This is a genomic window from Brevundimonas sp. (assembly GCF_030656255.1).
Taxonomy (GTDB): Bacteria; Pseudomonadota; Alphaproteobacteria; order Caulobacterales; family Caulobacteraceae; genus Brevundimonas.
In genome coordinates this window covers 1-11,773 of the sequence record NZ_JAUSOE010000120.1, presented here as the reverse complement: position 1 = coordinate 11,773, position 11,773 = coordinate 1, and the positions used below count along the sequence as shown (strand labels likewise).

The following is an 11,773-nucleotide window of genomic DNA, read 5'->3' as shown; positions in this document are numbered from 1 at the left end:
AATGCGGGGCTCTTTTTTGACGCTTAAGCGCGCCTTGTACTTATCCATGAAGTACAAGTTACGTAATCATGGAAGGCCGCGACTGCCAATCAAGGGAAACTTGACGCGATCGGCCACCAATATGGGGAGGTCGGATACATGTTTATTGAGCGGCTCAGTCTGACGAATTTCCGTTGCTTTGGACCTGAAGTGACAAGCGTCGATCTAACCTCGGGCTTTACGACCTTCGTCGGCATCAACGGCGCGGGCAAGACTGCCCTGATGCAGGCCCTCCAGCGCCTGTTCGGCGTGACCGGAGATCAGCGACGCCTACGGCGCCAGGATTTCCATGTCCCCTCCGCCGAGCTGGTCGCGCCGCTTCAGCGAACTTTCTTGCTGGAGGCGATTGTCGCCTTTCCGGAACTGGACGCTGACGGCGCCGGCGGCGCGGCCATTCCCGAATTCTTCCACCAGATGGCCGCTGAAGACGCAGGCAAGCTGAAATGCCGCCTGCGTCTCGAAGCGACCTGGACCGATGACGGTTCGCTCGACGGCGCGATTGAGCATAAATACTGGGCGATCCGGACCTTCGGCGCATTCACCGACGCCGATTGCACCGAGCTGAAAGCGACCGACCGGGCGCGGATCCAAATGATCTACGTGCCGGCCACGCGGGATGGCGCCTCTCAGGTGACGGCTTTCCTGCGCGGCAGGCTGTGGCGCGCTATCAACTGGTCGCAGGGTGTCCGCGACACGTTCACAAATGCCGGTACGACATTGAACGGCGCCTTCGCCGGGGAGCCGGCCGTCGACGTGATCGCGGCAGCGGTGACGCGGCGATGGCAGGAAGTTTACACAGCCGGGACCGACACGACGCCGGTCTTCCGTCCGCTCGATCTGCGGTTTGAGCATTTCATCCGCAAGGTTGAGGTTGTCTTTCGCCCCGACGAAGCCGGCCGCGAGCGGGCGCTTGATGATCTCAGCGACGGCCAGAGGTCGCTCTTCCATCTGGCGATGACCGCGGCGACGCTGGATGTCGAAGCCGGGATCGTGGCCGATCCCGCAGGCGCTGGTTTCCAGGCCGGCGGCGTTCCGCTACCAGCGCTGACCCTCATCGCGATCGAAGAACCCGAGAACAACCTCGCGCCCTTCTATCTCTCCCGTATCATTCGGCAGATCCAAGACCTGACGAAGTCGCCGCAGGCGCAGGCCGTGGTCTCCAGCCATTCCCCGAGCATCCTCGCCCGGGTCGATCCTACCCAAGTCCGGCACTTCCGCCTCGACCCGCAAGATCGAACGGCTCGCGTCCGTCCGATCACCCTCCCCATCGGCGGGGAAGAAGCGTCAAAATTCATCCGCGAGGCCGTCCGCACCTATCCCGAACTCTATTTCGCGCGCTTCGTCGTGCTGGGGGAAGGCGCGTCCGAGGAAGTCGTTCTTCCTCGTCTCGCCGACGTCATGGGGCTCGACATCGATCGATCCTTCGTCGCGGTGGTTCCCCTGGGCGGTCGCCATGTAAACCACCTGTGGCGACTGCTTACCGACCTCGACATTCCCTACGCCACCTTGCTGGATCTCGACTGGGGCCGTTCCGGAGGAGGCTGGGGCCGTATCAAGACAGCCTGTACGCAGCTGCTCGCGAACAACGTCACGCCTCAGGCCATTTTCGGAGCGCACCTGCTCCCGCTGGGGCCAGCGGAGAACTTGGTGGCCTTTGACGCTCTGCCGCCGACAGATTTCGCGCATCTCACCCAGTGGGCGAATTGGCTGCGCCGCTTCAACGTCTTCTTCTGCACGCCCCTCGATCTCGACTATTCGATGCTGAAGGCGTTTCCCGTCGCCTATCAGGTCGTCGAACCCGGCCGCCAAGGGCCGTCACCCGCCGGGGAACCTCGCACATCGGTTCTGGGCGACGACGGCCTGCCTCACCTTTACGGTGCGGACCAGGACGTCTTGATGCGTTGGTATCGCTATCTGTTCCTGGGGCGCGGCAAGCCGAGCACCCACGTCCGGGTGCTGAGCTCGCAAGACCCCGTCGCGCTCGCGGCGGGCGCGCCCGAAGAGTTACGCGCGCTCCTGACCTCGATTGTCGCGCGCCTGACGCCACCCCCGCCGCCGCCGCCGCCGCTTGCGGGCCTGTGACCATGCGCCTCATTCGGCCAGAGGACTGGCGCCCCACCGGCATCGACGATCTCGAATCTTCAGCGTGGAACGCCCTGCGCCACGCCGGATCGGCGTGCGTGGTCGCAGGTCCCGGCGCCGGCAAGACTGAATTCCTAGCCCAGCGCGCCGACTATCTCCTTGAGACGGGACTATGCCGGGCGCCGCACCGCGTGCTGGCGATTTCGTTCAAAAGCGATGCCGCTAACAATCTCGCCGCTCGCGTCCGCAAACGATGCCCTCCGGGATTCGCCTACCGGTTCGTCTCCGTCACCTTTGACGCCTTTACCAAGAGCTTGGTCGATCGCTTTCTCAACGCCATCCCTGCCGATTGGCGCCCGACCCGGCCTTACGAGATCGCCTTTCCCAAACCTAAGGCGATTGAAGGCTTCCTCACGCTTGCCCGGCTCAGCGCGCCGCCGCAATGGCAGGCCGAGATCGCCGGCTACAGCGCGAGCGACTTTGAACCCAAGATCGTCGGCGGCTACCGCCTGCCGACGGGACCTATCGCGCCCCAGAACGCCGCCGAGTTCACCATCGCACGCTGGTGGGCGACGCAGCTGCGGCCAGGGCAGCCGTCCGGCCTGACCTTCGTGGGCCTCAACCGCCTCGCCGAGCTTTTAATTCGCGCCAATCCCCACATCCGCCGGGCGCTCGTGGCCACCTACCCCTTCGTCTTCGTCGACGAATTCCAAGACACGACCTACGCGCAATACGACTTCCTGCATTCGGCGTTCTCGGGCGGACAGACCATCATCACCGGCGTCGGTGATGACAAGCAGCGGATCATGGTCTTCGCCGGCGCGCGCCAAGATGCCTTTCAGCGGCTGCAGGCGGATTTCGGCGGTGCCCGCTTCCCCCTCCTCTTCAACTTCCGTTCCTCGCCAGACCTCGTCGCCATCCAGCACGTCGTCGCCCGCGCCCTCGACCCGAACACCGCTCAAACGGTCGCCCAGACCGCGCGCCAGGTCGATGGCGACGTGGCGCAAGTCTGGTCCAGCCAGACCAAGGCGGCCGAAGCCGCCCACCTGGCGCAATGGATCGCCAACGACATGGCCGCGCGCAGCCGGGCACCGCGCGACTACGCCCTACTCGTGAAGCAGAGGTCCGATGACTATGAGCAGGACTTAGCTGGAGCCTTCGCCGCTCAGGGTCTCCGGATTCGTAACGAGAGCCATACTCTCGGGAAAACCTCGCTCCAGGATCTGCTCTCGGACGAGTTGAGCCGGCTTGCGATCGCGATCTTCCGGCTTGGCGCGTCCCGCCGCGCGCCGGCCGCCTGGCAGTTGGTCTCATCGTCCCTTCTGGCGCTCCGCGCCGTCGGGCAAGACGATGACGTGCGCGCGGCAAAGGTCGAGACAGACCTGACCGCCTTCCTCGCCGCGCTGCGCGCCGACATGGCCGCCACGCCTCCGTCGGAGCAAAGCGCCGCCGACTTCGCCGCGAGAGTTTTTGACTATCTGGACCTAGATACGATCGCCCGAACCTTTGCCGAATATGGCGTCGGCGACCAGCTCCAGATCATCCTCGAAGCGTTCTGCATCCACTTCTTCCGTTGCGCCGACGGCGTGCCGGACTGGACGTCGTGCCTTGACGCTTTCGAGGGGGTGAATCAGATCCCGATGATGACCGTCCATAAGAGCAAGGGGCTGGAATACGACACCATCATCTTCGTCGGCCTCGATGACCGGGCTTGGTGGTCTCACACCCCCGGCGACTCCGAAGGAGTCGCTGCGTTTTTCGTCGCCCTCTCAAGGGCGAAGCAGCGCGCCATCTTCGCCTTCTGCCAACAACGCGGAAACCGAAACAATGTGGCTGAACTCTATCACCTCCTCACGGCCGCCGGTGTGCCCGAGATTGCGGTATAATCCGATGCTGCGGCCGCAGGAGCCTGACCGTTGCGTACGGACGAGCCAAGGTGCCTATGCGTAAGTTCCGGTACAGCTGGCCCACCAATCTCAGTCAACTCCGACATATTAGAGCAGACCTTCTCAACTACCGCAGTGGTTCAGCGATGGTCGCGCCAGTGCGGAAATCATCAAGCGCTTGCTGATGCTCCTTTGTTCGGAGGAGACGCGGCCAAGATCCACCTTGCGTTTGCTGCCCGGGAACGCCGGATTCTCCGTCAGCGCTGTCTCGATCGTTCAGCGAGCCGCTCGCTGTCCTCCTCAAGCTGCCGACGGAGGTCGATCTTCACGGAAATCTCCTCGCCTCGCGTCCGGACGGACGGCATGTCTTTCACGAACGCCGCGAGCGCCGCACTCAATTTACAATCCTCGTCTCGGTCCGAACGGGACAAGGCCACGGCCTGGGCAGCGAAATAGCGGCGGACATCCGCCTGTCTCGCGCGACCCACCTCGACCCACGGCGTCTTTCTCGCTTTGTCGAGCGCCTCCCGCGCAGCCGCCACGTCGACATTGGGCGGTTCGCCCTGGCCCTGGCTGAAGCGAGACCGAATTCTCCGGAGAACCCCCTGCTCCGCCTTGCGCACGACGCCTCGCGTCCGCCTCGGCGTCGCCTCAGCCTCAACCCCGCGATCCCGCAGAGCGGCCGCAAAGGCCTGCCGCCACTGTTCGAGATCGGCCTTGCGCGGGTTGAGCTTGTGTCCGTCGTGGCCAAGGGTCCGAACCGTCAGATGGACATGGGGATGTCGCTCATCGGTGTGGAAGGCGAAGACATAGGGATGGCTGTCGCCGAACGTCTGGCCGGCGAAGGCCCGCGACGCATCGTGCATGCGGAACGGGTCCGTGCCCGGCGGCATGCTGAGCACAATGGACAGGGTGACCGCGCTATCCTTGCGGCGACGCGGATCCGCCTCTACCTCCGCCATCCAATCTCCGACGAGCCTCCTGACCTGGGCCCGGGACTGAAGCCGCTCGCCGTCCGGCCCCTCAAGCGGAAGTTTTCCGTTCCGCCCGATATAGGCGAGATGGTTTTGGAGGTGACCGCCGTCGCGGGTCCGCCCCGTGACCTTGACCATCACCTCCGGCACGCGTCGGGCGATCCGATCGAGCCGCGCGCGGGGGGCCATGTCGGGGCGGGACCGTGCGATCTGCCCTGGCTGATCGGTCAGGCGCGCGCGCTTTTGCCGGACCGGTGGGCGCACCGCTTCCTCGAACCCACGAACCTGGACGAAGTCCGCCATCAGCGGTCCGACCAATAGTGGAGGTTGCCCTTGAAGGCGTCGTGGACCCCGCCGAGATGGGCGCGGATCTCGACTGCAAAATCGGCGAGTTGAGCGACCTCCAGATCGAGCACCTTGCCGTCGAGGACGGCGGTGTTCATCGCCCTGGCGATCTGGTTCACGTTCACGCCGATGCGCCGCAACTCGCGCTGGATGCCTATGAAGGCGATGGCTTCGGACGGCGAAAGGTGAGGCCGCTCATGGAGGCGCCGTCGGATCAAGGCGACCGTCCATTGGGTGCGGGACAGGCCCGTGCGAGCCGCCTCGAGCTCCAGCAGCGTCATGTCGTCAGAGGTCAGACGGAGAGACAGTTTGGCGTCGAGCCGATCCACGGACGGTGCGGCGACCTCTGGAAGGGCGGCCTGTGCAGCGGCCTCGATGAGACTGCGCAGGAGACGCGACCGACCGCCCCGCCCGGCCGCTGCGGCGTCGAAGCGTCGGATCAGATCGATCGGGAGGCGTACGGTGAGGCGGTCCATGAGCGAGGTGGTGTGTCTGACAATGCCGGCGCAAAGCCTATCCTGCCCTAGACCGTCACCATCCTCGCCCCGTAGGCCTCCGGTGCTGTCCTCCCTCCCCTCGGCGTCCGAAGCCGGCCGCTCGCCCTCCGCCCTGAAGGGCGCCCCAGCCGGGCGGGTGCTGGACAACCGCGCATTCCACCGCCACCTCCTTCACTCCCTCGAACCTGTCTCAGGATCACCGCACCCGTGTCGCTTCTCGACGACTTCTCCCGGTTCTCCGCGATCTCGAGCGTCCACGTCTTTCCGAAGATGCGGTTGATGGCGCGTGACCATGAGCCGGATCTGGTCGCCGGTTCGGGCGAACTCAGGGTGGTCACCAGCAATCGCTTCGAGTTCACCCTGATCGGGGAGCCCGAGAACCCCGCCTATGTGTTTGAACAGATGCGGCGACAGAAGGCTGACCGCTATGACGGCCTATCGCGGTTCCGATTGGTGCTCGAGGACGACGATGGAACTGAGTACGCGGGCGGATGGACCGTCCCAAGCTTCCGCACTGGCGACGGCGCCTGGACCTTCGAGGGCGAAACCGAGTCCTTCATGGGGGGCGGTCGCTCTGAACTGACGCCGACAGGATCGACAGAAGTTCGCTTCCTCATCCCGACCAGGCATCACGCCGCGCAAATGCTGGCGCACTTCGTCACGACCCCTCGTGACCGCCTGCCGCCAGAACCGAGATTCGACCTCGAGGTGATGGGCCAGACCGTCACCTTCAGGTTCGATCGCGCCATGTCCATGCTGACGATTTCAACGCCAGCCTCGGAGTCGCTCCCGCTGACCTACACGGAGAACTGGCTGGGCGAACCTCTGCGTATCCTGTTCGGCCAGTTGGTGTTTCCACGCATGGTCGCCCGCGTTCAATCGGACGGTCACGCGATGCTCGCTGTAAGGCCCTCCCCTCCCTGGACACGGGACTCCGACTGGACGGCCTTGTGGATCGACGGGACCGCGGGATGGGACAAGGCCGGGTTCTGGACCCTGTACGCCGCGCTCCTGACGCATGTCGCCTCGGCGCGGACGGGAGATGGACGAAACTTCGAGGCAAATCCGGTCACCCACTTCCATGAGGAGGTGATCCAGGCGGCGCGCGGGTCACGTTGGGTCTGGGCCATGACCCTCGCCAGCAGCATCGAGGGCCTGGTCTCGATGCTGTACTCTCGCGGAACCCGGCGGGAGGACGCCGATCTTGACGCCAATACACAACTGATCTGCCACATCCGCGCCTGGTCCGGGGACCACGCTTTGAAGGAGGCGGCCATCCGCGCCGTGCAGAGAACGGCCGAAGTCACGACGGCCATCGCGATGCGCGCGCTCGTCGCCGACGCCGCGATCACCCGAGATCAGGTCAAGGCTTGGCAGAAAGTCCGCCATGCGGTCATGCACGGAAACCTCGTGTCTCCGTATTCGAGCCAGGAAGACGACGAGACGCTCATCGCGCTCGCCGATCTGATGCGCGCCCTCATCCGGCGCATCGTGGGCGTTGGGCCGGTCGCCGGGGATGCCGCGCGACCGGCGAACGTTTAGCATTCGAGTTCAGGGCGGAGGCTGCAGCGCCTTGAGGTGATCGACAGCCTTCTGCGCATGGGAAGCGGCCGAGACCACGAACCGCACATCGTCCTTCAGCACCTGCAGCCAACTGGCGATATAGGCGGCGTGGTCCTCCCGAGGTTCGAGCGCCAACCCAAGGTCGGCGCAAAGGAAGGCCGCGCCCAGTTCGGCGACGAGTTCCTCGCGCGCATAGCCAGCACCCCCGAAGCGTTGGCGACCGAAGTCCCGGTCGAGGCGAGTGGGATGCCGGGTCCAGTGGGTCATCTCGTGACCGAGAGTGCTGTAGTAGGCGTCCGCCGTCTCGAAGCACTCGAACGGCGGCATCTGCACATGGTCCGGACCCGGCGCGTAGTAGGCGCTGCCTCCGCCGTGGCGAACCTCGGCGCCGCAGTGTTCGAAGAAGGCGTCGATGCGGGCGATCCGTTCATCCGGATTGATCTCGACCGTCTCGGGCTCGTCGTAGCGATCGGGCAGGCCTTCGATCTGGTCGACGTTGAAGACCGTATAGGCCTTCAGGAAGGGGATGCGCTGCTGGACATCCGCGCCCGTATCGTCGGTCTCGTCGCGGACGATCTGGTTGGCGTAGACGACCGTTGCTCCGCGCTCGCCCTTGCGGACGTGGGCGCCGAGGGCCAGCGCCTGGCGGAAGGTCATCCAGGTCGACCGGCTGAAGCCGCGGCTTGCCGCCTCGCCCCAGAGCAGGACGACATTGATGCCGTTGTAGGGCGTGCCGTCATGGCGCAGGGGGCGGCTGACGGAGGCCTTGGTCTTCCAGGGCTGGGTCCAGGGGCGGACCCCGGCTTCGAGCTGACTGATGATCTGTTGGGTGATCCGGGCGTGGATGTCCGGGTGTGCGGGATCGGCGGGGCGCTTCATCGCGGCCTCCTCGAAACGGATTGTTGGAAGAAGGAGCGGCGGCGCGATCTCCGCGCCGCCGCGGCTCTTGGGTCAGCGGGACCAGATCAGGCTGTGTCCGCCCTCGACCTCCACCAGGGAGGCGTAGATCGGCGCCGGGAAGCTGGGATCGTCGAGCTTGACCGAGAGGTAGTCGCGGTTCTGCTGGCTCGTCTTCTTCCAGGCGGCGCCGAACTCGGTCTGGCCGGCGAAGATCCGGTAGTCGGGGGCCTTGTCGTCGCTCTTCTCGTTGGGCCGCAGGACCGCCGCCTTGACGTTGAGGGTGAGGGTCTTGATCGAACCGGTGTAGCCGTCGCCTTGGGCGGTGAAGGTGCCGATGGTGGCCATGTCAGTCTCTCCTTTGCTTCGGGCCACGCCTGCCGCGGCCTCGATGGCGATCGGCAGACCGAAGTTCGGGCGGCGCGCAGGGAGAGCGAAGCGAGCCCCCGCAGCGAAGCGAAGGACCGCGATGAGAGACTTTCTTGTTTCGCGAGGAAGGCCGTCAGGCCGGGGATGAAAGTCGCGAAAGCGGTTGCACCAGCCGACCGGGCTTCGGTCAGATCCGCCTCATCGAGAGGCCGCGCCGGCTGGCGCGAAAAGGATGCGAGACGGTGGCCGCCGTCTTACCTCCGACACCGCTGGCGACACACGACCGGTCGCTCAGGCCCCCTCGGTCGTTCAGGCTCAGGCCGTGATCGGGAAGACTGTCTCGACGTCGAGGCGCCCTGTGGGCAGAGCCGACCCTGCATCAGACCCGGGTCGCTGAAGATCGAGCCAGGCCGCACCCGCCGCGGGCCGCAGAAGCACGATCCGGCCGCCGTGGCAGGGACGATATCCGCTCCCGCTCCGTGATCGGCATGGCGCAGGCGCCATCCTTGATCAGGTCGCCGAAAAGAGCCGTCGGCGGGACAGTCGAAACGACTTTTCAGGAGTCCTCAGGCGATGTCGAGGTGGTCGTCTGAAGGGTCAGAAGACGTCGCAGCAGGTTCGATGCCTCATCACGCGCGCGGTGGAGGTCCGCCAGATCGCCGCGATGATAGATGCCCTGTCTGAGGCGATTGACCTGCTTGAAGGTCCGCGCGTCGGCCTCCAGATCGTCCGATCCCCAGCCGAAACAGGTCAGCAAAAAGTTGTCGGTGATGCTGGGTCGGTAGTCTTCCGCCGTGCGCCGCTCGAGCACCTTGGCGATCAGAGGATGGATCATGCCCGGCGCTCCGCGTTCGATCTTTGCAAGGTTGGCCTGAAACGCGCCGTTGATGATCCGTTCGATGGCCGCCCACGCGGCCAGGAAGCCGGGCAGCGGGCTCACCTTGTGATCGAAAGCGGTATGAACGAGACCCAGGTCGGACAGCGTTTCAGCCGCGAGCACGCGTCGGAAACGATCGCGATCGACCGTGTTTTCGCGCCCCGCGACCCAGGCGCTGGCCGTAGGCGGCGTGATTGTCACGACGCTCACAGGCCGGTCGTCCGTCGGAATGCGCACAAGGGTGGTACGATCGAACAGGCCGAACTCGGGGGAATAGTTAGCGGGGATGCTCAGGGAGAGTGCGGTGAGCACCCGGGTCTCTTCGGAAACCAGATCGGCCACTTCGGCCTCGGTCGCGCCGATTGGAAAACCGAGGCCGACCGCCTCGCGCCAGCCCAGTGTCATGTCGACCTGGCTGCACGCACGCTCCAGACGGATACAGACGGCGCCGCCCGAGCGAAGCCGCGCCCTCAGTCGTTCGACCGCGATGTCGGCGCTCCAGGCCGGCGGAAGCGGACCGCCGAAAATCGAGCCGATGGGCGGCCGATGCGCCGCAGGCGGCAGCCCCTCCGCGATCGCGCGTTCTGGAGACGAGGTGACGAGGACCGAGCCACCGTCGAAGGTTTCACAAAATCCTCGGCGGGGATGATCCCGCGATGAACGTAAACGGCGTAGCGAATGATCGTGGCTGCACCGCTGTAGCGGGGAAGCTCAGTCTGACCGGACACGCGCCTAAGCCCTATGGCTGATCATCGGCGCCGTCAGCTTCGTCCCGCATCTGGCCAAGGCGTTCCTGACAGACCGCCACGGTCAGCCCGCGCAGCACATCAACCCGTTCGGTCAGCCAAGCCAGTTCCTCGGCGCTGATCTTGTAGTGTTCGGAGTAGCGCGCCTTCACATAGGCCTCGCGAAGGAGCTCGAAACAGCGGCGTTCGAACTTGGTCTCGCGAGGCCAGGCCTCGGCGAGGCGTGGGTCGATGGCCTCGGCCTTCTTGCGCAGGAAGGCGAGGTTATGGGCCTTGCCGCTGTAGAGCGTCACGACCAGCAGAACGCAGTGGTAAAGGTGCTCGCTGGCTTGATGAAGGTTGAAGGCGGCTAAGTTGTTCTTCTGCTGGCTCACGCAAAATGCCGCGACCTCAGCAAAGTCCAATGCGCTCGCCGTCCACTTCGCATAGTGCCGCTCGGCCTCCTCCAGCGCCACGCGCGCCTTGAGGTCCGCCGGCTTGTGCAGCTTGGCGCCCGGCGTGTCGTAGAGCAGCACGCCTTCGCGCACGATGTCGGCGAAGAAGTAGCGGCCGCGATCGAGTTGCTCATTCACGTCGTCCAGCGAATGGACGATCAGGCTGACGGGGGTGCGGATATCAGGCCCGATGGGCATGGTCCGGTTTTCGGCCTCGTACCAGAATTCGCCGTCAGTCAGGTCTTCATGGTCGACGACGATCAGCAGGTCGAAATCCGAGAAGTAGCGCCCGACGGGGTCATGCACCCAGTCGCCGCGCGCGTAGCTGCCGTAGAGGATGACCTTGAGAATCTTGCCGTCCTTGAGCCGCGCGGCGCGACGGGTCGAGATCGCCTCCTCGAACGCCGCGCGCACGGTCTCGACCACCTGACGGAGTTCGGCCTGTTTGCGCAGCGGCAGATGATCGAGACTTTTCTTCATGGCTGGAGTCTCCGCGATACGGCCGCACACGGCAAGGCTGAATACGCCGTCTTCGACCTGTCCGCCTCGCGAGCGAGCGTCGTTCCGTGCCTAATGGCGGTCTTCGCCGCCGCACGGCGGCGCCCATGAAAAAGCCGCGCGCCCCCAAAGGGCGCGCGGCAGGTTTTCAGTCTCTCAACGACGGCTATTCCGCCGCAAACGCGTAGGCGTCGTCATCGCGCGGTTCGTCCGCGCTCTCGTCCTCCGGCTGCGCCGCATCGGACACCGTCCGCAGGACCGGGGGCAACCACCCCTTGCCCTCCACCAGCCGTTCCGCCGCCTCGGCCATGTCGCCCTTCTTGAACCCGGCGATCCGGCCCGCCTCCTCCGCGTTGACGGCCTCCGTCACCGCCTCCAGCACCCGCGTCTTTGGGACGCGGGTGAAGTAGCTGGCCGCCGTCGCCGACCACGTCTGGGTCATGTCGAGGCCGACCATCGTCGCCAGCGTCTCGGCCTGGGCCAGAGCGCCGGGTCGCCGGTCGTGCGGGTCACGCACGGCGTAGAGGCCGACCCCGGCGCAGCAGGCCATCAGGTCCAACTGGTCC

The 11,773-nt window shown here is 65.4% G+C and carries 9 protein-coding genes and 1 pseudogene; 3 read left to right on the top strand and 7 right to left on the bottom strand.

Annotated features, from left to right (window positions below; genetic code table 11):
* Positions 1–138 precede the first annotated feature (138 nt).
* Together Q7J26_RS12450 and Q7J26_RS12445 are read left to right on the top strand one after the other, a co-directional pair.
* Complete coding sequence (locus Q7J26_RS12450; protein WP_304936728.1) at positions 139–2,121, top strand: ATP-dependent endonuclease; 1,983 nt, start codon at positions 139–141, stop codon at positions 2,119–2,121.
* 2 nt (positions 2,122–2,123) lie between these two features.
* A complete protein-coding gene (locus Q7J26_RS12445; protein WP_304936727.1) occupies positions 2,124–4,007 on the top strand; it encodes a UvrD-helicase domain-containing protein in 1,884 nt (627 codons plus the stop codon).
* A 257-nt stretch (positions 4,008–4,264) separates the two neighbouring features.
* Here the strand turns inward: Q7J26_RS12445 and Q7J26_RS12440 are convergent, their stop codons facing one another.
* Entirely contained in the window at positions 4,265–5,284 is a 1,020-nt protein-coding gene (locus Q7J26_RS12440; RefSeq protein WP_304936726.1) for a relaxase/mobilization nuclease domain-containing protein, read from the bottom strand.
* Positions 5,284–5,802 carry a MobC family plasmid mobilization relaxosome protein gene (locus Q7J26_RS12435; RefSeq protein WP_304936725.1) on the bottom strand — a complete coding sequence of 173 codons (519 nt, stop codon included), beginning with the start codon at positions 5,800–5,802 and terminating at the stop codon, positions 5,284–5,286. The genes Q7J26_RS12440 and Q7J26_RS12435 overlap by 1 nt, the downstream gene beginning before the upstream one ends.
* 228 nt (positions 5,803–6,030) lie before the next feature.
* On the opposite strand from Q7J26_RS12435, the gene Q7J26_RS12430 reads away from it, so the two are divergent.
* Positions 6,031–7,365: a hypothetical protein gene (locus tag Q7J26_RS12430; RefSeq protein ID WP_304936724.1), complete on the top strand. Its 1,335-nt coding sequence runs from the start codon at positions 6,031–6,033 to the stop codon at positions 7,363–7,365.
* A 9-nt stretch (positions 7,366–7,374) separates the two neighbouring features.
* On the opposite strand, the gene Q7J26_RS12425 is transcribed toward Q7J26_RS12430, so the two are convergent.
* The 5 genes and pseudogenes from Q7J26_RS12425 to Q7J26_RS12405 all read right to left on the bottom strand — a co-directional run.
* Positions 7,375–8,265: an ArdC family protein gene (locus Q7J26_RS12425; protein ID WP_304936723.1), complete on the bottom strand. Its 891-nt coding sequence runs from the start codon at positions 8,263–8,265 to the stop codon at positions 7,375–7,377.
* Positions 8,266–8,337: 72 nt separating this feature from the next.
* Positions 8,338–8,631, bottom strand: a complete 294-nt coding sequence (locus Q7J26_RS12420) for a DUF736 domain-containing protein (protein WP_304936722.1) — start codon at positions 8,629–8,631, stop codon at positions 8,338–8,340.
* 577 nt (positions 8,632–9,208) lie between these two features.
* Complete coding sequence (locus tag Q7J26_RS12415; RefSeq protein ID WP_304936721.1) at positions 9,209–9,934, bottom strand: hypothetical protein; 726 nt, start codon at positions 9,932–9,934, stop codon at positions 9,209–9,211.
* Between the two features lie 334 nt (positions 9,935–10,268).
* Entirely contained in the window at positions 10,269–11,219 is a 951-nt protein-coding gene (locus Q7J26_RS12410; RefSeq protein ID WP_304936720.1) for a nucleotidyltransferase and HEPN domain-containing protein, read from the bottom strand.
* Positions 11,220–11,373: 154 nt separating this feature from the next.
* Positions 11,374–11,773: pseudogene (locus tag Q7J26_RS12405) on the bottom strand (chromosome partitioning protein ParB); the annotation flags it as partial.

Bases quoted from the DNA above. Each gene is read 5' to 3' on its own strand.
- Q7J26_RS12425 (WP_304936723.1), bottom strand. From the start codon at position 8,265: ATGAAGCGCCCCGCCGATCCCGCACACCCGGACATCCACGCCCGGATC.
- Q7J26_RS12420 (WP_304936722.1), bottom strand. From the start codon at position 8,631: ATGGCCACCATCGGCACCTTCACCGCCCAAGGCGACGGCTACACCGGT.
- Q7J26_RS12450 (WP_304936728.1), top strand. From the start codon at position 139: ATGTTTATTGAGCGGCTCAGTCTGACGAATTTCCGTTGCTTTGGACCT.
- Q7J26_RS12445 (WP_304936727.1), top strand. From the start codon at position 2,124: ATGCGCCTCATTCGGCCAGAGGACTGGCGCCCCACCGGCATCGACGAT.
- Q7J26_RS12435 (WP_304936725.1), bottom strand. From the start codon at position 5,802: ATGGACCGCCTCACCGTACGCCTCCCGATCGATCTGATCCGACGCTTC.
- Q7J26_RS12440 (WP_304936726.1), bottom strand. From the start codon at position 5,284: ATGGCGGACTTCGTCCAGGTTCGTGGGTTCGAGGAAGCGGTGCGCCCA.
- Q7J26_RS12415 (WP_304936721.1), bottom strand. From the start codon at position 9,934: ATGACACTGGGCTGGCGCGAGGCGGTCGGCCTCGGTTTTCCAATCGGC.